At 73.3% G+C, this 19,951-nt stretch carries 15 protein-coding genes and 2 tRNA genes; 2 read left to right on the plus strand and 15 right to left on the minus strand.

The window, feature by feature from the left end; genetic code table 11:
- Nucleotides 1–60 precede the first annotated feature (60 nt).
- Nucleotides 61–804, minus strand: a complete 744-nt coding sequence (locus tag ACLJQM_RS25110; protein ID WP_410633253.1) for a class I SAM-dependent methyltransferase — start codon at nt 802–804, stop codon at nt 61–63.
- A gap of 102 nt (nt 805–906) precedes the next feature.
- Here ACLJQM_RS25110 and ACLJQM_RS25115 point away from each other — a divergent pair, with 102 nt between their 5' ends.
- Entirely contained in the window at nt 907–1,503 is a 597-nt protein-coding gene (locus ACLJQM_RS25115) for a TetR/AcrR family transcriptional regulator (RefSeq protein ID WP_410632974.1), read from the plus strand.
- A gap of 169 nt (nt 1,504–1,672) precedes the next feature.
- Here ACLJQM_RS25115 and ACLJQM_RS25120 read toward each other — a convergent pair.
- Both ACLJQM_RS25120 and ACLJQM_RS25125 read right to left on the minus strand, forming a co-directional pair.
- A tRNA-Val gene (locus ACLJQM_RS25120) sits at nt 1,673–1,744 on the minus strand.
- Nucleotides 1,745–1,783: 39 nt separating this feature from the next.
- A tRNA-Val gene (locus ACLJQM_RS25125) sits at nt 1,784–1,858 on the minus strand.
- A 228-nt stretch (nt 1,859–2,086) separates the two neighbouring features.
- On the opposite strand from ACLJQM_RS25125, the gene ACLJQM_RS25130 reads away from it, so the two are divergent.
- Nucleotides 2,087–3,541 carry a DHA2 family efflux MFS transporter permease subunit gene (locus ACLJQM_RS25130; protein ID WP_410632975.1) on the plus strand — a complete coding sequence of 485 codons (1,455 nt, stop codon included), beginning with the start codon at nt 2,087–2,089 and terminating at the stop codon, nt 3,539–3,541.
- Between the two features lie 359 nt (nt 3,542–3,900).
- Here the strand turns inward: ACLJQM_RS25130 and ACLJQM_RS25135 are convergent, their stop codons facing one another.
- The 12 genes from ACLJQM_RS25135 to ACLJQM_RS25190 form a co-directional block, all read right to left on the minus strand.
- A complete protein-coding gene (locus tag ACLJQM_RS25135; protein WP_410632976.1) occupies nt 3,901–7,236 on the minus strand; it encodes a serine hydrolase in 3,336 nt (1,111 codons plus the stop codon).
- A gap of 26 nt (nt 7,237–7,262) precedes the next feature.
- A complete protein-coding gene (locus tag ACLJQM_RS25140; RefSeq protein WP_360782845.1) occupies nt 7,263–8,180 on the minus strand; it encodes an ABC transporter ATP-binding protein in 918 nt (305 codons plus the stop codon).
- On the minus strand, nt 8,177–10,063 hold the full coding sequence (locus tag ACLJQM_RS25145; RefSeq protein ID WP_410632977.1) for a dipeptide/oligopeptide/nickel ABC transporter permease/ATP-binding protein: 1,887 nt from the start codon (nt 10,061–10,063) through the stop codon (nt 8,177–8,179). Before ACLJQM_RS25145 ends, ACLJQM_RS25140 begins: the two co-directional genes overlap by 4 nt.
- A 1-nt stretch (nt 10,064) precedes the next feature.
- Nucleotides 10,065–11,045 (minus strand): ABC transporter permease, encoded by a 981-nt coding sequence (locus ACLJQM_RS25150; RefSeq protein ID WP_410632978.1) that lies wholly within the window; start codon nt 11,043–11,045, stop codon nt 10,065–10,067.
- Nucleotides 11,042–12,631 carry an ABC transporter substrate-binding protein gene (locus ACLJQM_RS25155; RefSeq protein ID WP_410632979.1) on the minus strand — a complete coding sequence of 530 codons (1,590 nt, stop codon included), beginning with the start codon at nt 12,629–12,631 and terminating at the stop codon, nt 11,042–11,044. The genes ACLJQM_RS25150 and ACLJQM_RS25155 overlap by 4 nt, the downstream gene beginning before the upstream one ends.
- Nucleotides 12,628–13,518: a serine hydrolase gene (locus tag ACLJQM_RS25160; RefSeq protein WP_410632980.1), complete on the minus strand. Its 891-nt coding sequence runs from the start codon at nt 13,516–13,518 to the stop codon at nt 12,628–12,630. The genes ACLJQM_RS25155 and ACLJQM_RS25160 overlap by 4 nt, the downstream gene beginning before the upstream one ends.
- Nucleotides 13,515–14,900, minus strand: coding sequence for a serine hydrolase domain-containing protein (locus ACLJQM_RS25165; RefSeq protein ID WP_410632981.1), 1,386 nt, complete (start codon nt 14,898–14,900; stop codon nt 13,515–13,517). Before ACLJQM_RS25165 ends, ACLJQM_RS25160 begins: the two co-directional genes overlap by 4 nt.
- Nucleotides 14,901–15,002: 102 nt before the next feature.
- Nucleotides 15,003–15,182: a hypothetical protein gene (locus ACLJQM_RS25170; protein WP_247024014.1), complete on the minus strand. Its 180-nt coding sequence runs from the start codon at nt 15,180–15,182 to the stop codon at nt 15,003–15,005.
- A gap of 45 nt (nt 15,183–15,227) precedes the next feature.
- On the minus strand, nt 15,228–16,331 hold the full coding sequence (menC, locus tag ACLJQM_RS25175) for an o-succinylbenzoate synthase (protein ID WP_410632982.1): 1,104 nt from the start codon (nt 16,329–16,331) through the stop codon (nt 15,228–15,230).
- Complete coding sequence (locus ACLJQM_RS25180) at nt 16,328–17,212, minus strand: GNAT family N-acetyltransferase (RefSeq protein WP_410632983.1); 885 nt, start codon at nt 17,210–17,212, stop codon at nt 16,328–16,330. The genes menC and ACLJQM_RS25180 overlap by 4 nt, the downstream gene beginning before the upstream one ends.
- A gap of 32 nt (nt 17,213–17,244) precedes the next feature.
- The gene (locus tag ACLJQM_RS25185; RefSeq protein WP_410632984.1) at nt 17,245–18,372 is read right to left on the minus strand and encodes a M20 family metallopeptidase; all 1,128 of its coding nucleotides are present in this window, start codon (nt 18,370–18,372) and stop codon (nt 17,245–17,247) included.
- Complete coding sequence (locus tag ACLJQM_RS25190; protein WP_410632985.1) at nt 18,369–19,841, minus strand: amidohydrolase family protein; 1,473 nt, start codon at nt 19,839–19,841, stop codon at nt 18,369–18,371. The genes ACLJQM_RS25185 and ACLJQM_RS25190 overlap by 4 nt, the downstream gene beginning before the upstream one ends.
- Between the last annotated feature and the right edge of the window lie 110 nt (nt 19,842–19,951).

Consider the following 19,951-nt stretch of genomic DNA (forward strand, 5'->3'; position numbering starts at 1 on the left):
CCGTGGGTCGGTGGCGGGTCGTCGTGCTCTCCACCAAGTTCTCACCGACAACTTTTTTTGTCACGGCTTCGCCGCGAACACCGCCAGCGTCGTGTACGGCAGCACGAAGGGGCGGTCGATGGCTGCGCCGACGATGCCCAGCACCTCCGCGAGCGCGGCCGGCTCCAGCCGCGTCAGGCCACCGGTCGTCGGGAGGAAATCGAGCCATTCCTCGCGCGTGTAGCGCTTTTCCCAGGTGAACCGCCGAAGCTCCGGAGCATCGAACGCACCCAAGGCGCGGATGCCGTCGGCGAACCCGGCGAACATGACTTCGTACAGCTGCGCGGCGCTGCGCGACTCCCCCGCGAACGGCGCGTCCGGCAGCACCCGCCGGTACGCCTCGGCGAGCGCGTCCGCGACCGCGGCGGGCGGCTGGAAGACGTGGGCGAACACGGCGAGCAGCCCGCCGGGACGCAGCACGCGCGCCGCCTTGGCCGGGCCGGTAACCGGGTCGACCCAGTGCCAGGCCTGTCCCGCGACGACGGCGTCGAAGGTGCGGCCGGCCGGGTCCCAGTCCTCGAATGTCGCGACTTCGACGTCGGTCCCCTTGCTTCGCGCGAAGGCGGCCATCCGGGCGTCGGGGTCGACGCCGAGCACCCGGCACCCGGCGGCGGCGAACTGCCGGGCCTCGATGCCGGTGCCGCAGCCGACGTCGAGGAGGTCCGGCCCCGGACCGGCGGCACGGACCGCCGTCACGAGTTCTTCGGGGTAGGGCGGGCGGGCGCGGTCGTAGCGTTCGGCGTCGGTCCCGAAGGACTCGGCCATCCGGCGTTCGCGATGGGGTTGAGTGGGCATGCGCCCACTCTAATGGGCGACCGCCCACTCGCGCCACGAGCGTTCGCCGGCGGCGTACCGGAGAATGGGGTCATGCCGACCGGGGTCCACCTGCGCGACGTTCGACAGCAGCTGTTCGCCGCCGCCGAACGGGTGCTGCTGCGCGCCGGCGCGAACGCGCTGACCAGCCGCGCGGTGACGGCCGAGGCCGATGTCGCCAAAGGGGTGCTGCACCGCTACTTCGCCGATTTCGACGACTTCCTGGCGGAGCTGGTGCGCGAACGCATCGCCCGGCTCCGGGACCAGGCGGTGCTGCTGCGCGCCGCCGCGGGGACGCGGACGGTCGCGGAAAACGTCGCGGCCGCGCTGACGGAACTGTTCGACCCGGTTTCGGTGGCGCTCGTCAGCCTGGTCTTCTTCCGTGACGAGCTGCGGGCGCGGTTACGCCGTCCGGGTGACGGCCTGCCGATCCTGGCGGAGGCGCGCACGATGCTCGCGGACTACCTGACCGGCGAGCGCGAACTGGGCCGCGTCGCGGCGAACGCCGACGTGGATTCGCTGTCGTTGTCGTTGATCGGCGGCAGTCACCTGCTGTTCGCGGGCCGCCGCGGAGTGCTGTCCGACGAGCACGAACTGGCGAAGATGGCCGAGACGGTGCTCGCGGACGTGCTGCAGCGCAAGCTGTTGTGACCGTCCGAAATGGACAGCGCACCAACCTCGCCGTCGACCTCGCCAACTCGACCACACGGGGGTCCGGGGGCCCGCCCCCGGCGGGGGCGTGGGGGCTCGGCCCCCACAGGACACAGAACGAGAAAGCCCCCGTTCGCGCATTCCGCGAACAGGGGCTCCCGCTTTCGAGTGGGCGATACTGGGATCGAACCAGTGACCTCTTCGGTGTGAACGAAGCGCTCTCCCCCTGAGCTAATCGCCCGGTGGTACCAACTTCCACGAGTTCCGGGGGACGGACTCGTGGTGCGCGATACTGGGATTGAACCAGTGACCTCTTCCGTGTCAGGGAAGCGCTCTCCCGCTGAGCTAATCGCGCGCTGGCGGAACTTGGTACTGACGGAAGCATATCGGATGCCCTCGAGTGCCTTCGCGGGGGCCTCCTCCATCGTGCGGTGTGACCCGCTGCACTGCGCAAATCGCCGTGACACGGGGGTGCCGAAACGGGCAGACTGCACTGGACAGCCCGCCTTCGCACCCGACCGTCGCCGGCCTCGAAGGCAAGACGTTCCGCCGGCCCGGCCGACCCAGGAGAGCTCCCACCCCGATGACCGACACCGATTCCCGTCCGCCCGCCGACCTGAACCGCGCTCCGGCGCGGGCGGGGCTCCTCATCGGGGTCCTCGTGCTGTCCGCGTTCGTGATGATCCTCAACGAGACGATCCTGAGCGTCGCGCTGCGCGACCTGACCGTCGACCTCCGTGTCCCGACGACGACGGTGCAGTGGCTGACCAGCGGGTTCCTGCTGACGATGGCCGTCGTCATCCCCACGACCGGGTTCCTGCTGGAGCGCTTTTCGCCGCGGCAGGTCTTCCTCTTCTCGCTTTCCGCGTTCAGCCTCGGCACGCTGCTGTGCGCGCTCGCGTCCGGCTTCGCGATGCTGATGGCCGGGCGCGTGGTGCAGGCGTGCGGCACGGCGGTGATGCTGCCGCTGCTGATGACGTCGGTGATGCGGCTCGTGCCGCCGGAGCGCCGCGGCGCGACGATGGGCACCATCACGATCGTCATCGCGGTCGCGCCCGCGATCGGCCCGACCATCGGCGGCGCGGTGCTGTCGTCGCTGGGCTGGCGCTGGATGTTCTGGATCGTGCTGCCGCTGTCGATCGCCGCACTGGTGGCGGGGGCGCTGCAGCTGAAGCTGGACAGCGAACGCCGCCGCGTGCCGCTGGACGTGCCGTCGGTGCTGCTGTCGGCGATCGGCTTCGGCGGCGTGCTGTACGGCCTGTCCGCCGGTGGCGAACAGGCCGGGGTCGAGCCGCTGGTGCCGGCCTGGGTGCCGATCGTCGTCGGCGTCGTCTCGCTGGTCGTGTTCACCTGGCGCCAGCTGCGGCTGCAACGCCGCGACCGGGCGCTGCTCGACCTGCGGCCGTTCACGCACCGCAGCTTCGTCGTCTCGCTGGTGCTGACCGCGCTGCTGTTCGTCTGCCTGATCGGCGCGGCGGCGATCATGCTGCCGCTCTACCTGCAGACGGTGCTGCACACGACGACGTTCGTCAGCGGCCTGGCGGTCCTGCCCGGCGGCCTGGTGCTGGGCCTGCTCGGCCGCCCGGTCGGCGCCCTGTACGACAAGGTCGGCCCGCGCCCGCTGGTCATCCCGGGCGCCGGGGCGATGGCGGTGTCGCTGTGGCTGTTCACGATCCTGGGCCCGACCTCGCCGCTGATCGCGGTGATCGGCATCCACGTGCTGCTGATGGCCGGGCTCGGCCTGATGATGACACCGCTGTTCACCGAATCGCTCGGCGTGTTGCCCGAAAACCTGTATTCCCACGGCAGCGCGATCCTTTCGACGCTGCAGCAGGTGGCGGGCGCGCTGGGCACCGCGGTGTTCGTCAGCGTGGCGACGCTGGGCAGCGACGACAAGACGGCGGGCAGCCCGGACGCATCGGGTTTGCACGCGGCGTTCGTGGTGGCGGGGTGCGTCGGGCTGGTCGCCTTCGCGGGGACCTGGCTGATCCGCCGCTCGACGCCGGGTACGACTCCGGCGGCGGGCGCGCACCACTGAGGTTTCGTGGGCCGGCTCCGGACGCCGGCGCGGACACTGACGTCATGAACGACCTTTTCACCGCGCCGGACGTGGTGAAAAGGTCGTTCATGACATCCGGCGGCGGGCACGAACCGGCGGGGGCGAGTCCACTTCGGGCAAAAGAAAGTCCCGCTCCCGCTCGGCGAAGGCTGGGGGGAACCTGCGAGCGGAAGCGGGAGTTCGAGGCCGGTACGGGGGTCGCCTCGCGGCGAAAGGCACGACACGGCTCCAGCCGGACTGGTGTTCCGTGAAGGCAAGGGGTGAGGCCCGGGGACCCCTCCGTACCGACACCCGTTACAACGCCTCGCGCGCCGGGGTGTTCCCCGACGTGACCTGGCTCATTCCTTCACCTTCGGGGTCGCCCGGACGCCGCTGTGCAGGTACCGCTCGCCCGTCGGCAGCGTGTAGAACGTCACCGAAACCCAGCCCCTCATCCCCGCCGGGCTGTGGGCGAAGTGGCCCGGGCCGATCGGGACCAGGTCGTCCTCCGTCGTCGGGTCCGGTACCAGCGAGGCCAGCGAGCCCGTCACCGTCTGGCGGATCCGGAGCCGGCCCTCCTCGGTGAGGATCTCGATGCGCATCGACTCGCGCTCGTACACGCCCAGGAACTCCGAGACGTCCACCGCGGGCGGCTCGGCGGCCGGCTCTAGCGGGCGCGGCATCGAGACGCCCGCCAGCTCCGCGAAGATCTCCGCGTACAGCTCCTCGTACAGGTCGTGGGCGCTTCCGCCGTTCGTCAGCAGCGTGACCGCCAGGTCGTGGTCCGGCAGCACCCGCAGGAACGCCGACTGGCCGATCGTGTTGCCGTCGTGGCCGATCAGGCGGTGGCCGTCCCAGCCGAAGCGGATCCAGCCGAGGCCCCACGAGTCGCCGAGGGTGTGCTTGTCCGGCATCTCGAACTGCGCTTCGGTCATCGCCGCGGCCGACTCCGCCGACAGCACCCGGGAGCCGTCCGGGGCGAGGCCGCCCGCCAGGTGCATGCGGGCGAACGCCAGGACGTCCGACGCCGATGCCGTGATCAGGCCGGCCGGGCCCGCCGAGCGCGGGAGGCCCCACACCGGGGCCGGCTGCGGGTCGCCGTCGCCGCTGGCCACGTGGCCCGTCGCCGCGCGGAACAGCAGTGCTTCCTCCGGCAGGGTGCCCGTGCGGGTCAGGCCCAGCGGCGTGAACAGCCGCTCGCGCAGAGCCGCGTCCCACGTCTTGCCGGTGAGCTTCTCGATCACGCGCCCGATGAGGATGAACCCCGAGTTGCAGTAGGACAGCGTCGCCCCGAGCGGGTGGGTCTGCGCGGCCTGGTCCAGCACCTCGACGTACTTCTCGACGCAGTCGTCGCCGCGGCCGGTGTCGGTGAAGACGTCGCCGTCGATGCCGCTGGTGTGCGTCAGCAGGTGCCGCAGCGTCACCTTCTTCGTGACGTCGGGGTCGGCCAGCCGCAGCTCCGGCAGCACGTCGGCGATCGGGGCGTCGAGGCTCAGCAGGCCCTCGTCGACCAGCTGCATGGCCACGGTGGCCGTCCACACCTTGCTGATCGAGCCGATCTGGAACACCGAGTCGTCGGTGACCTCGACGCCGGTGGTCTTGTTGAGCACCCCGAAGCCCGCGACGACCTCGTCGTCGCCGCGCAGGATGCCGAGCGTCGCCCCGGGCACGCGGTGCTTGCGGGCGAGCTCGGCCAGGCGCCGCCGCCAGTGGGCGGTGTCGAGCGGGACGCGCGCCGGCTTGCCCGGCTCCCCCGCGTGCTGCTCCACCCAGTCCACGATCCGCCGGTTGAAGTCCACGCGGTGCGACGGCCGGCCGTCGAGGATGAACAGGTGGGACGAGCCCGGGTAGAGCACCAGCCGGGCCGGCACGCCCTGCTCGCGCAGCGCGGTGAACCACTGCTCGGCCTGCCCGGCCGGGCACCGGTCGTCGTCCGCGCCGTGCACGACCAGCGTCGGCGTGCGCACCTTTTCCACCTGCGCCAGCGGGGAAAGCGCCGCGTAGTGCGCCCGGTTCTCCGAGGGGAGCGCGCCGAGTTCGGCGACGCCGAGGAAGTGCCCGGCGTCGGAAGTGCCCGCCATGCTCACCGGGTCGCTGACGACGCCGCCCGCGACCGCCGCGGCGAACCGGTCGTCGCGGCTGGTCAGGTAGCAGGTCATGTAGCCGCCGTAGCTGTAGCCGGACACGGCGAGCCGCCGCCCGTCCGCCACCCCCTCGGCGACCAGGTCGTCCAGCGGCTCGAGGAAGTCCTTGGCGTCGGCCAGGCCCCACGCGCCGACCGCGCCGGTGAAGAACGCTTCGCCGTAGCCGTCGCTGCCGCGCGGGTTCAGCAGCAGCACCGCCCAGCCACGGGCGGCGAGCTGCTGGTGGTAGACGTGCACGGCGTCGGCGGTGCCGTTCCACGCGTTGTGCGGGCCGCCGTGGATGTCCAGCAGCAGCGGCAGCGGGCCGGTGCGGGCCGGGTCGCGCAGCAGCCAGCCGTGCACGACCGTGCCGTCGGAGATGGTGAACTCCCGCTCCTCGTGGGTGAACAGCTCGAGTTCGCCGTCACCGTGCGAAGTGCCAACCGCCACCGCTCCCCCGCCGACGCCGACGGTCGCGATCTCGCCGTACGACGTCGTCGTGGTCAGCACGACCGCCGCGGTGTCCCCGGCGACGCTGAGACCCGCCACGGCGTTCCCGGCTTCGCCCAGGACCAGCCGCGGTTCGCCGCCGGTGACGTCGACGGCGTAGAGGTGCGTGTACCCGCGGTCGCGGACGCAGAACAGGACCTCGGAACCGGCGAGCTGCGGCAGCGCGCCCGGGTAGCCGGCGCCGCCCGGCATGACGTTGCGGTCGAGCGACGCGGCGAGGTCGACGGTTTCGCCGCCGTCGAGGGGAACCCGCAGCAGCCCGGCGTGGCCCGTCGCGGTGTCGCGGCGGCCGACGACGAGCAGCGCGCCGCCGTCGGCGGTCCAGGTGACCGTCCCGCACATGCCCTCGCCCGAGCCCACCAGCTCCGGTTCGGCCGAGCGGTCGCCGGCGTCGAGGACGTAGGCGCCCGACCGGAAGGTCAGGTCGCCGTCGGCGTCCCGGCCCGCGGGGAAGGCCAGCTTCGCGCCGTCCGGCGACCAGGCCGGGTCGCCCGCGTGCCAGTCACCCGACGTCACCCGGCGGACCTCGCCGGTGGCGACGTCGAGGACGTGGACGTGCTTGCGCAAGGAGCGCAGGAGCCCGGCGCCGTCGGCCTTGAAGTCGATGCGGTCGGCGACCACCGGGGCGTGCGCGCGCCGGCCTTGGGCGCCCGGGTCCTCACCCTCTTCGGCGTGGAGGTCGATCGGGGCGCTGAAGGCGATCTCGGCGCCGTCGGGGCGCCACACCGGCGTGCCCGCGCCGAGCGGGAGCGTGGTGACCTGCTCGGGTTCGCCGCCGCCGGCGGGCAGCAGCCACAGCTGCGCCGGGCCGTCCTGGGCGCGCAGGAACGCGAGCCGAGTGCCGTCCGGGGAGAACGCCGGGGCGACGTCGGCCTTGCCGCGGGTGAGCCGCCGGGCCGGGCCGCCGCCGGTGGCGACCTGCCACAGCGAGCGGGTGTCTTCGTCGGAGTCGCGGTCGGCGGTGCGCACCACGTACGCGATCCGGCCGCCGTCGGGCGAAATCGCCGGCTGCTCGGGGAACTCGAGGGCGTACAGGTCGTCGGTGCCCAGACGTCGGGTCATGCGGGATCTCCTTGGGGGAAACGGGTTCACGCGGCGAAGTGGCAGGCCGCCCGGTGCGGGCGGTCCTCGGTGCCCGCGGCCGGGTCGGTGCGGACGCAGACGGTGCGGTCGGTGTGCACGAGCGGGCCGACCGGGCACCGCGGGTGGTAGCGGCAGCCGGGCGGCGGGTGGTGCGGGTCGGCGGGTTCGGTGTCGGCGAGGGCGTCGTCGCCGTCGAGCAGGTTCCGGTGCGCGGACGGCGCCGCGGCCAGCAGCTCCTTCGTGTACGGGTGCCGCGGGTCGGTGAGCACCTGCTCGGCCGGCCCGGCTTCGACGATCCGGCCGAGGTACATCACGGCGACGACGTCGCTGACGTACCGCACCACGGCGAGGTTGTGGGAGATGAACAGCATCGACAGGGAAAGCCGCCGCTGCACGTCCCGGACGAGGTTGAGCACCGCGCCCTGCACCGAGACGTCGAGCGCGGAGGTGATCTCGTCGGCGATCAGGACTTCCGGCTGCCCGGCCAGCGCCCGGGCGAGCGCGACACGTTGCCGCTGCCCGCCGGACAGCTGACCGGGCAGCATCCCCGCCCGATCGGGGTCCAGGTGCACCAGTTCGAGCAGCCGGGCCACTTCGGCCTTCCGCCCGGGGCCGCGGGGCATCGCCTCGGCGATCGACTCGCCGATCGCCATCCGCGGGTCCAGCGACGAATACGGGTCCTGGAACACCATCTGCAGCGGGCGCCGCCGGGGCAGCCGCCGCACGTCGGTGCCGTCGAGCCGGACCCGGCCCGCGCTGACCGGGGCGAGCCCGGCCGCCGCCCTGGCGAGGGTCGACTTGCCCGAGCCGGACTCGCCGACCAGGCCGACGACCTGTCCGGAAGGGACGGTCAGGGTGACGCCGTCGACCGCGGTCAGCTTGCCGTAGCGGACACTCACCGCGTCGAACTCCAAAGTGCTCACGCCGCACCCTCCTCATGGGACTGTCCGGAAAGGACACCGGCCGGCGGGTGCCAGCACGCGACGCGGTGCCCGGCCGCGGCCGGTTCGAGCACCGGGTCCTCGGTCCGGCAGCGCTGGGAGACCAGCGGGCACCGGTCGGCGAACGCGCAGCCGGCCGGCACCTGGTCCGGGGCCGGCGGGCGGCCGGGGATCACGGCCAGCGGCTCGTCGCGGTCGGTGTCGAGGTCCACCGTCGTGGCCAGCAGCGCCCGCGTGTACGGGTGCCGGGCCTCGCCGCCGGCCGGCAGGTCCTCGACCACGCGCCCGGCGTACATCACCAGCATCCGTTCGCACGTCTGGGAAACGACGGCGATGTCGTGGCTGATGAGCAGGATCGCCGCGCCCTCGGCTTCACGCGTGCGGGCGAGCAGGCGCAGCACCTGCCGCTGCACGGTGACGTCGAGCGCGGTCGTCGGCTCGTCGGCGATGATCAGCCGGGGCTCGCCCATCAGGCCCATGCCGATCATCGCGCGCTGCCGCATGCCGCCGGAGAACTCGTGCGGGTACTGCCGCGCCCGCCGGGCCGCGGCCGGGACGCGCACCGCGGTCAGCTTTCCGACCGCGCGGGCGAACGCCTCGCGCCGCGACAGGCCGTGGTGCTGCTCGGACACCTCGGCGAGCTGGCCGCCGACCCGGCGGGCCGGGTTGAACGACGTCATGGGGTCCTGGAACACCATGGCCAGCGACGTGCCGAGCTCGCGGTCCGAGGCCGACGCCAGGGGCTTCCCGGCGAACTCGAGCCGGTCGGCGGTGACCACGCCGGGTGCTTCGATCAGCCGGGACACGGCCAGCGCGGTCAGGCTCTTGCCCGAACCGGACTCGCCGACGACGCCGATCGCTTCGCCCGCGCGGACGGTGAAGCTGACCCCGCGCACCGGGACGGTCCAGCCGTCCGGTCCGGGGAACGCCACCTGGAGGTTTTCCACGACGAGCACCGCGTCGCCGCCGGCTTCGGCGGCGGGCGCGGGCCGGGCCGCCGGGAGCGGGCCCGCCGCGCGCCGGGCCGGGCGCGTCCGGACCCCGACCACCGCGGCGACCGTCTCCCCGACCAGGTTGAACGCCAGCCCGGCGAGCACCACCGCCGCGGCGGGCGCGAGTGCGGCCACCGGGCTGACGTAGATGCCGTCCAGGCCTTCGCGCAGCAGCCGGCCCCAGTCGTAGTCCGGCGCCTGCACGCCGATCCCGAGGAACGACAGCCCGGCGAAGGCGAGCAGCGACGAACCGGCCCCGATGGTCGCGTTGACGACGAGGGGTTCCCCGATGTTGGGCAGCACGTGCCGGGCCAGCAGCCGGATCCGGCCGACGCCGGCGAGCCGGGCCGCGTCGATGAAGTCGCGCCCGCTCACCGACGCCGAGAGCGTCTGCACGAGCCGGGCGAACGCCGGCGCCATCGCGAACGCGATCGCCAGCACCGCGCCCTGCGTGCCGACGCCGAAGATCACCGCGAAGAACAGCGCCAGCAGCAGGCCGGGGAACGCCACCGCGATGTCGACGGCCGCGACGAGCAGCCGCCCCGCCCACCGCGGCAGCACCGACGGCAGCGTCCCGAGCACGACCCCGGTGCCGACGCCGATCGCGGTCGCGAGGACCGCGAGCCCGATCGAAAGCCGGGTCGCCACCAGGGTGCGGAGCAGCAGGTCCCGGCCGAGGGAGTCGGTGCCGAACGGGTGCGCACCCGAGGGGCCCTGGCCGATCGCGTCGGTGTCGATCGCCGCGGCGCCGTCGCCCCACACGAGCGGGGCCACCAGCGCCAGCACGATCACCACCGCCAGCAGCACCGCCGAACACGCGCCCACCGGGGTGCGCACGGCCGCGACCCACACCGAACCACGTCGTCGCACCATCTCAGGCCTCCCGAATCGCCGAGCGGGGGTCGAGCACCCCGAGCACGACGTCGACCAGCAGGTTGACCAGCAGCACGCCGACGCCGTAGACCAGCACGATCCCCTGCACCAGCGGGTAGTCCTTCGTCACGATCGACTGCACGATCGTCGAGCCGAGGCCGGGCCAGGCGAACACGTTCTCCACCAGGACCGTGCCCGCCACCATCGAGGTCAGCATCAGCCCGCCGAGGGTGAGCGTCGCGGTCAGCGCGTTCGGCAGCGCGTGCCGGACGTAGACCAGCCGCGCGGGCAGCCGCTTCGCCCGCGCGGTGCGAACGAAGTCGGCGCCCAGCACGGAAAGCAGCTCGACCCGGATGATCCGCGCCAGCACCGCCGCCGGTCCGATCGCCAGTGCCGCCACCGGCAGCACGTACCCGCTCACGTCGTCGGCGCCCGCGACGGGGAACCAGCCGAGGCCGACGGCGAGCAGCGCCACCAGCCCGACCCCGATCAGGAATTCGGGGATGGCGGCGACGAGCACGCTCACCGACGTGAAGCCCAGTTCCGCGCCCCGGCGGCGGCCGCCGCGCGTGAGCACCGCGAAGCCGACGCCCGCCGGGACCGCGACGGCGACCACGACCGCGAAGGCCAGCACGGCCAGCTGCAGCGTCGACGGCAGCCGGTCGCCGATCACCTGCGCCACCGGCTGCCCGCTCGCCATCGACGTCCCGAAGTCCCCGGACAGCAGGTTGCGCACGTAGTGCCCGTACTGCACCCACAGCGGGTCGTCCAGGCCGAGCTCGGCCCGTTTCGCCGCCACCAGCGCGGCGGGCGCGGTCATCCCGAGCGACGCGCGCACCGGGTCGCCGGGGACCAGGTGGATCATCAGGAACGCCGCGGTGAGCAGCGCCCACAGCGAGACGGCGAAGCGGGCCAGCCGCCGCGCGGCGAACGCCGGCCACGGGCCGCCGCGCAGCCGGGGTGGTGCCGCCGCCGTGGTCACTTCGCCAGCATCCGGATCGACGACGGCGTCAGGCTGCCCTGGCTGAAGGCGAACTTCGCGCCGCTGCCGTAGGTCGGCACCACGGAGTCGAAGTAGGGCACCGCGTCGACCCGCTTGATCAGCGCGGTCTCCGCCGCGTTCCAGTCCGCGCAGCTCGCGTCGCCGGGCTTGCCGGCCGCCTGCTGCGCACCCTGGTCGTACCCGGGGTTGGCGATGTGGGCGAAGTTCGTCCCGTCGGGCGCGGCCGGGCCGGAGACGAACGGCACCAGCTGGCTCGGCAGCGAGAACCCGACCGGGCCGAGGGAGACCTCCCACTCTCCGGTGCCGAACAGCACCTGGCTGAGCCCGGGGCTGTCGACCGCCTTGAGCGTCACGTCGGCGCCGAGCGACTTCCACGTCTGCTGGACCAGCTCCGCGGTCGGTGCCATCGTCGGGCCGAGCTGGGTGCCGTAGAGGACGGTGAGCGAAAGCTTCTTGCCGTCCTTCGCGCGCACGCCGTCCGCGCCCTTCTTCCAGCCCGCGGCGTCCAGCGCGGACGCCGCCGCGGCCGGGTCGTGGGCCGGCAGGTTGCCGGTGACGGTGTCGCCCGGGCACACCTCCGGCTCGTTCGTGATCATGCCCTGCGACGGCCGGCCGGCGCCGCTGGTCAGCACCTTGCCGAGCTGGGGCAGGTCGAGCGCCTGGGTCAGCGCCCGGCGGACGGCTTCGTCCTGCCCGGGCCGCCCGGCCGCCTGGTTGTAGAACACCTCGCCCATCGGGGCCGTGAAGTCGGCGTGGAAGAGCTTGCGCCCCTCCAGCCGCTGCCGGTCCGGCCCGTTGATCTGGGCCGCGTTCAGCTCGCCGGAGAGCAGCAGGTTGGTGGCGGTCGTGGTGTTCGGGATGACCCGCACGACGACCTTGTCCGGCAGGCCCGGCTCCGCCTTCCAGTCGCCGGGGCCCCACGCGTAGTCCTTGCGGCGGGTGAACGTGTAGTGGTCGTTGGGCACGGACTCGGCGACGGTGAACATCCCGGTGCCGGCCTCGCCCTTGGCGAGCAGCTTCCGGTCCGCGAGGCCCTTGGCGCAGGCGATCGGCACCCCGCCGACGTTGCGGGCCAGGAAGGCGTCCGGCTTGCCGCTGGTGACGGAGATCGTGCGGGCCGCCTCGTCCGCGGCCGCCTTGGTCCCCGGCGCGATGTAGAGGCCGGCGATGGGCGACTTGTTCGCCGGGTCGCCGATGAAGTTGATGTTGGCCGCGACGTCGGCGGCGGTCAGCGGGGTGCCGTCCGCGCACGTGAGGCCCTGGCGGAGGGTGAAGGACGCGGTCGTCGTCGACGCTTCCCACTTCGCGGCCAGCCCGGCGACCGGCTTGCCGGCGTCGTCGAGGTTCAGGAGCGTGTCGTAGAGGAACCGGTTGACCTGGAGGGCCACCGACAGCACGGTCATGTGCGGGTCGAGGCTGCCGGGGTCGGAGCCGACGCCGAGGCTGAAGGTCTTGCCGTCGACCGGCGTCCCGTCCCCGCTGCCGGCGCTGCCCGATCCCCCGCAGGCGGTCGCGGTGAGCGCGAGCACCCCGAGCACGACCCCCGCCGTCCGAGTCCTGGTCATGGTGTGTCCTTCCGGAGGTGGTCCACGGCGAGGCGGGCGGCCTTGCCGATGGCGGCGTCGACGGCGGGCTGCCGCTCGGCCAGGGAGTCCGCGCGGGTGAAGACCGCGACGGCGAACCGGCGGCCGTCCGGGAAGGACACGACGCCGGCTTCGTTGCGGACGGCGGGCAGGGTGCCGGTCTTGGCCGCGACCGCGACGTCCGAGCCGAACCCGGAGGAGATCCGGTGCGGCCAGATCTGCTGCGCCATGATCGTGCGCACCCGCTCGCACGCGGCCGGTTCGGCGGCCCGGCCGGTCCAGATCGCTTCGAGCAGCGTCGTGGTCTCCCGGGGCGTCGACGACGACGTCCGCTCGGGGTCGAGCGCCGCGAGCTTCCAGATCTGTTCGGGGCTCGCGCCGGCGAACACCGCTTCGAGGTCGGAGTCGTCGGACGCGCCCAGGTCCGCGAGCACCGAGGCGAAGAGGTCTTCGCAGCAGCCGATCAGGCGGGTGCGCTCCAGGCCGAGGCCGGCGAGGACGCGGTCGACGGCGGCCTGGCCGACGCGGTGGAAGATGACGTCGGTGGCCGCGTTGTCGCTCATGGTCAGCATGAACAGCGCGAGGTCGCGCCAGCTCAGCTCGACGTCGTCGGCGCAGCCGGCGGTGCCGATCCCGCCGATGCGGTACCGCTTCCCGACGCGGGTCCGCTCGGTTTCGTCCAGCCGCCCGGCCACGACCTCCCGCGCGTAGGCGACGGCGACCGGGATCTTGAACACCGACGCGAGCACCACCGGGTCGTCCGCGCCGACGGCCACCTCGGCCTCGCCGCCGAGCTCCCGCGCGTGCACGAACCCGCGGGCGCCGGCCGCGGTGAAGACGTCCGCGATCTTCGCTTCGACCGGGCTCACGCGCGCACCCGCCGATCGGCGCGGCCGGTGTGCAGGTACAGCGCGCGCCCGGTGCCGTCGTCGCCGACGAACGCGTGCGGCAGGTACATGCCCTGCATCGGCTCGGCCAGGATCAGCGTGTCGCCGTTCATCGCGACCAGCTCGGTCTTCTCCGGCTTGGCCAGCTCCGCGAAGATCCCCTTCGGAACGCGCTCGACCCAGATGCGGCCGTCGTCGTCCTGGCTGACCACGATGTCCGCGACCGAGGACGAGTACTCGCCGACGTACCGCGCGGCGTCGATGCGCGGCGCCTCCGGGTTCGGCACCGGCGGTACCGCGAGCTCGATGCCGGTCAGTTCCTTGAGCAGGTGGCCGACGATCTCGGTGTAGAGGGCGATCGGGTTGCCGCCGTTGGTCAGCAGCGCCACCGCGACGCCGTGCTCCGGGGCCAGGCGCAGGAAGGACGACTGGCCGATCGTGCCGCCGTCGTGGCCGACGACCGCGCCGCCGTCCCAGTCGAACAGCGACCAGCCGAGGCCCCACGCGTCGCCCATCAGGCCGAGGTCGGGCAGTTCTACGGTGCGTTCCCGCATCGCGCGGGCGCTTTCCGCGCTGAGCACCTGGGTGCCGTCGGCGCCTTCGCCGTCACGCAGGTGCATCGCGGCGAACGTCACCAGGTCCCGCGGGCGCATGGCGAGCATCGCGCCGGCCGGGGCGTTGGACGGCGCCAGCGCCCAGACGCCGGCGGGTTCCGGGTCGGCGCCGGGCTCCGGCGTCAGGTGCCCGAGCGCGGCCCGGAACCGGATGGCCTCGTAGGGGCTCGCGGCGGCGTGCGTCAGTCCCAAGGGGACGAACAGGTGCTCGGCCAGGCAGTCGTTGTAGGACTTGCCCCGCAGCACTTCCACGACCCGGCCGAGGACGCAGAACGCGGCGTTGTTGTAGGAGAACATCTCGCCGGGCGGGAACAGCTGCGGGACGTCGTGCAGGGTGGCCAGGTACTTCTCGACGCAGTCGTCGCCGCGGCCGGTGTCGGTGAAGATGTCGCCTTCGAAGCCGGAGGTGTGGCACATGAGCTGCCGGACGGTGATCCGCGCGGCTGCGTCTTCGTCGGCGATCTTGAACTCGGGCAGGTACGTCCGGACCGGCTGGTCGAGGTCGAGACGGCCTTCGTCGACCAGCTGCAGGGCCAGGGTGGTCGTCCAGATCTTGGTGATGGACCCGATCTGGAACAGCGAATCGACGTCGGCCTCGACGCCGGTGCCCTTGTTGAGCACCCCGGCCGCGTGGTCGATGATCTCGCCACCGGCGTACACGGCGACGGACGCGCCGGGCACTCCGTGTTCGGCCAGCAGGGCGGGGAGCCGGCTGTCCAGCCAGGCGGAGAGTTCGGTGAGCTTCGACATGGTTGCCTCTCGTGGCGACGGTGGGGAACCGGCGATTCGGGGATGCTAGGACGGGTCCCGGGGCGGCCGGTTCGTCGAAACCGACGAGACCCGGGGAAACTTTCATCGCGGGCGACGAACCGCCCGCAGCCGGTGGCCCACCTCGGCCCGCACCGCCGCGTACCGCACCACGACCAGGACCTTGACCCGGGACGCGGTGACGGCGGCCCCGGTCGCGAGCGAGCGGGCTCGCACCCCGGCCTCGGCCGCCCAGCGGCCGAGCACCTGTTCGGCTGACTCCATGGAACCCTCCGTCCGTTGTGGACTGTCCGGTCGCGCGGCCCGCGGTCAGGCCGCGAGCCACGCCTTCGCGGTCGTCACCTCGGCCAGCCGCTCCGGGATCGGCGTCACGCCGAGGCCGGGACCGGACGGCACGGGCAGCCGGCCCGCTTCGAGGACGAACGGCTCGGTGATGTCGGTGCGGTAGAAGCGGTCCGACGCCGAGGTGTCGCCCGGCAGGGTGAACCCGGGCAGCGACGCCAGCGCGACGTTGGCCGCCCGGCCGAGCCCGGTCTCGATCATGCCGCCGCACCAGACGGGGATGCCGTGCGCGGCGCAGACGTCGTGCACCCGCCGCGCTTCGAGGTAGCCCCCGACCCGGCTCGGCTTGATGTTGACGATCCGGCAGGCGCCGAGCTCGATCGCGTCGGCGGCCGAGCGCGCCGAGACGACGGACTCGTCCAGGCAGATCGGTGTCCGGATGTGCTTGGCCAGTTCGGCGTGGCCGAGCACGTCTTCCTCTTCCAGGGGCTGTTCGATCAGCAGCAGCTCGAACGGGTCCAGCCGCTGCAGCTGCGGCACGTCCGAGAGCGTGTACGCGGTGTTCGCGTCGACCTGCAGCAGGATGTCCCCGAAGCGTTCGCGGACCGCGCGGACCGGCTCGACGTCCCAGCCGGGTTCGATCTTCAGCTTGATCCGGACGTACCCGTCGTCGAGGTACCCGGCGACGACGTCGAGCAGCTTCGGGATCGTGTCCATGATGCCGACGGACACCCCGCACGGCACGGAGTCCTTCGTGGACCCGAGCGCGGTGCCGAAGGAGACGCCGTGGGCGCGCAGTTCGGCGTCGAGGACCGCCATCTCCAGTGCGCCCTTGGCCATCCGGTGGCCCTTGAACTTCGCCAGCAGCGGCGCGACCTTGTTCGCGGTCAGGTCGCCGGCGGCCAGCAGCGCGGGCACGAGGAAGGTGCGCAGCACGTGCTCGACGCCGTCGACGTACTCCGAGGAGTAGAGCGGGTCGACCATCGCGCCGCACTCGCCCCAGCCCTCGCCTTCGGACGTCACCGCTCGCAGGAGCAGGAGTTCGCGTTCGGCCTGCGTGCCGAACGACGTCCGGAACGGTGCCACCAGCGGCATCCGGACGCGCAGCAGTTCCACCCCGGTCAGTTTCACGACGTGTGCTCCTTCGCGACCACGTACCAGCCGGCACGATCGAATCCGGTGACCGACGCCCCGCCGGTCATCAAGCCGCCCAGGACGTCCCGCAGCGCGACCCGCCACGCGCGGCCCAGGCCCGGGTCGGTGCGCCGGAGCGCCTCGATGTCCGCCGGGACGGCGACGAGCACGACGGGCCCGTCGGCCGGGCCGGTGACCGGCTCGCCGCCGGCACCGGCGGCGAGCGCGACCGCGGCCCCCTGCTTGCGCAGCGCGGTGGCGTCCGCGCCGGCCGGGACACCGCCCGCGGCCGCCCGCACCGGCGGGCTCGCCAGGTCCCAGACGGCCATCAGCCGGTCGGTGTCGCCGGCGCCGTTGATGCCGTCGCGCATCGGGCCGTAGAAGTCGGGCAGGTAGTGCGCCGGGCGGGCGGCGAGCTTGGTCAGGTTGAAGTGGGCGTTGCGGCGCACCAGCGGGTCGAACGTCCAGGAGATCTCGTCGACGCCCTGGCGCAGCGCCCACGCGCGCTGGTGCAGCTTGAGCGCGAAGCCGATGCCGCGGCCGTGCCCGCTCGTGGCGACGCCGGCGATGTGGCTGTGCAGTCCTCCCTTCGCCGGGCCGCCGAAGAACCCGAAGCAGGCGCCGAGCAGCTCGGGCCCGTCGAAGGCGCCCCCGACGTAGTTGCCCGCCGAGACCATGGCGCGCAGCAGTTCGGCCGTCACCGGCTGGTTTCCCGGTTCGGGGCGCCAGATCGACTCGAAGAGCCGGGTCACGGCGGCCAGGTCGGCGACCTCGGCCAGGGTCCGCACGGCGACCCCCGAGGCCGTGGCGGCGGTGGCCGCGGCGGCGGCCGCCTCGTCCCGCAGCGGCGGGGCTGTGTTCGTCACGACTTCAGTCACGCTGACGATCCTCTCCGGACCCGGCCCGCCGGTCACCGTTGTGCCGCACCGGATTCGCCCCGCGCGTTCGTCGGCGCGGACGAACTTCCCCGCGCCAGCACGGTTTCGGCGAGCTTGCGGACCAGTTCGGTGCGGCGGGGCAGTTCCGCGACGAGGACGTGCTCGTCGTCGGCGTGGGCTCCCCCGCCGACGGCACCGAGGCCGTCGAGCGTCGGAATGCCCAGTCCCGCCGTGAAATTGCCGTCGGACGCCCCGCCGACGGCCGCTTCGGTGAGCGGCCCGAGACCGAGGTCGGCGGCGAGTTCGGTGGCCAGCGCGAAGAGCTGCTCCGACGCGGGTCCGTCGAGCGGGGCCCGGTTGATGCCGCCGCCGATGCGGATCCGCGTGCCGTCGACGACCGGCGTCAGGCTCCGCACGGCCCGGTCGACGCGGTCCTGCTCCCCGGTGTCCCACACGCGGGCGTCGACCGCGACGCTCGCCGCGGCGGGCACGGTGTTCGTGGTCGTCCCGGCGGTGAGCGCGGTCGGGACGACGGTGGTGCCCCGCGCCGGGTCGGCGAGCGCGGCCACCGCGAGGATCTGGTGGGCCACCTCGATCCCGGCGTTGACGCCCTTTTCCGGTTCGAGCCCGGCGTGCGCGGCACGGCCTTCGACCTCGATCCAGTACCGGGAAACGCCTTTGCGGCGGGTCTTCAGCGCCCCGCCGTCGGCCGACGCTTCGAGCACGAACACCGCGTCGCAGCTCCTGGCCTCGTCCTCGATCAGCGGCCGGGACCGCGGCGAGCCGATCTCTTCGTCGCCGGTGATGAGGATCGAGAGGCCGTCCCGGTCGGGCAGCGCGGCGGCGGCGTGCAGGGCCATCACGACGCCGGCCTTCATGTCGAAGCAGCCGGGCCCGCGCAGGACGCCGTCGCGGACCTCGAACGGGTGGGTGCGCAGGGAACCCAGTGGCCACACGGTGTCGTGGTGGCCGAGCAGCAGGACCCTCGGCTCGCCGAAGCGCCACCGCAGGTGCGTGCAGCCGTCGGTGACGATCCGTTCCGGCTCGGTCCCGAGCAGCCGCCGCCCGATCGCGGCGACGACCTCGGCGCTGCGCGCGACGGCTTCGTGGTCCTCCGACGGGGATTCGCAGCGGACGAGCGCCTCGATGTCGTCGATCACTTCGGCTCACCCCGCAGCGGCTTGCCGGGCAGCGCTGTCACGTCGAGTTCTCCTTCGCTGACCACGGGAACGCCGGCGACGTAGAGGTGCTGCACGCCCTGCGAGGGCCGGGTCGGGTCGGTGTAGGTCGCGGTGTCGGTGACCCGGGCGGGGTCGAGGACGACGAGGTCGGCGTCCGCGCCCGGCGCGAGGTGGCCCTTGCCGCGGGCGGCGGGCGCGACGTCGTCGAGGAGCCGCGAAGGCAGGTAGGCGCAGCGGCGGAACGCTTCGAGCCAGCTCCAGGTGCCGGTTTCGCGGACCATCAGCCGCAGGGTCTTGGCGAAGGTCCCGGCGGTGCGCGGGTGCGTCGTCCCGCCCGGCGGCAGCGGCCAGCCGGTGCTTTCGGTACGGCCGTCCGGCCAGTACACCGGCATCGCGTCGCTGGCGACGATCGCGTCGGGGAAGGCGAGGGCCTGATGCAGCAGGCCGCGGTCGCGGGGATCGGTCTCGTCGAGGAACTCCAGCAGGCAGGGCGCACCCGGGTCGGTTTCCCGGATCTGCCGGAGACGGGCTTCGTCGCGGACGCGCTCCCCCGTTTCCAGGATCACCACGCTCGACGGGCGGAGTCCCTTCATCCGCAGGCGGTCCGGCTCGATGAACGCGGCCCCGACGGCGGTGCTGCCGGCGCCGTAGGGGTAGGCCTCGACGGTGACGCGGGACCCCTCGCGGCGGGCGTTGTCCAGGGTGGCGAGGACGCGGTCGACGTGGTGGCCGGAGGTGCTGTTGACGTGGCAGTGGTGCATCGCGGCCCCGGTTTCCCCGGCGGCGACGGCGATTTCCACCGAGCCGTCGACCGGGATCGCGGGGTCGACCTCGACCAGCTCGCGGACGTGCGTGTAGGTCGGCACGCCGGCCTTCGCGGCGAGGTGCGCGACGGCGAGGAACTCCCCGGGCTCGGTGGCGGGCGCGTACCCCATCAGGACACCGATGCCCAGCGCGCCCTTCGCCAGTTCACCGTCCAAAAGGGACAGCCAGGCCCGGAGTTCCACCGCGGAGGAACTCCGCTGCCACCGCGGGTTCCCGAGCACGGCCAGGCCGCTGCCGATACTCGCGTCGGGCACGATCCCGGCGAGCACCTGCGCGCGGGCCGCGCCCCAGGAGGCGGAGAACCCGTAGTGCAGCGGCCGCCCGGCCGCGGCGGCCTCGGCGTACGCCCGCTCGACGGGCATCAGGCCGGCTTCGAGGTCGAGCGCGGTGGTGACGCCGTCCATGGCCTGCAGCCGCTGCCCGGCGACCGAGTGCACGTGGCTGTGCAGGTCGACGAACCCGGGCCCGACGACGAGCCCGGTCACGTCGACCTCGGTGGCGTCCGGCGCGCTCAGGTTCGCGCCCACGGCTTCGATCGCGCCGCCGTCGACGAGCACGTCGGCGACGCCGTCGAACCCGCTACCCGGGTCGACGACCCGGCCGCCCCGCAAGAGTGTCCGCACCCGCTGCCTCCTCGTCGTCGCCGATCTCGGTGACGTTAGGAGGATTCCGGGCCCGGGCGTTGGTGCGGGACGACGAAGCCGGGCGGCGTGGTCCGTCCGGGCGGACGAAC

Source organism: Amycolatopsis sp. cmx-4-83, from assembly GCF_046548815.1.
Taxonomy (GTDB): domain Bacteria; phylum Actinomycetota; class Actinomycetes; order Mycobacteriales; family Pseudonocardiaceae; genus Amycolatopsis; species Amycolatopsis pretoriensis_A.

Excerpts from the sequence above, each read along its gene's own strand:
- ACLJQM_RS25110 (WP_410633253.1), bottom strand. The coding sequence starts at position 804 with ATGGCCGAGTCCTTCGGGACCGACGCCGAACGCTACGACCGCGCCCGC.
- ACLJQM_RS25115 (WP_410632974.1), top strand. The coding sequence starts at position 907 with ATGCCGACCGGGGTCCACCTGCGCGACGTTCGACAGCAGCTGTTCGCC.
- ACLJQM_RS25130 (WP_410632975.1), top strand. The coding sequence starts at position 2,087 with ATGACCGACACCGATTCCCGTCCGCCCGCCGACCTGAACCGCGCTCCG.
- ACLJQM_RS25135 (WP_410632976.1), bottom strand. The coding sequence starts at position 7,236 with ATGACCCGACGTCTGGGCACCGACGACCTGTACGCCCTCGAGTTCCCC.
- ACLJQM_RS25145 (WP_410632977.1), bottom strand. The coding sequence starts at position 10,063 with ATGGTGCGACGACGTGGTTCGGTGTGGGTCGCGGCCGTGCGCACCCCG.
- ACLJQM_RS25155 (WP_410632979.1), bottom strand. The coding sequence starts at position 12,631 with ATGACCAGGACTCGGACGGCGGGGGTCGTGCTCGGGGTGCTCGCGCTC.
- ACLJQM_RS25165 (WP_410632981.1), bottom strand. The coding sequence starts at position 14,900 with ATGTCGAAGCTCACCGAACTCTCCGCCTGGCTGGACAGCCGGCTCCCC.
- ACLJQM_RS25170 (WP_247024014.1), bottom strand. The coding sequence starts at position 15,182 with ATGGAGTCAGCCGAACAGGTGCTCGGCCGCTGGGCGGCCGAGGCCGGG.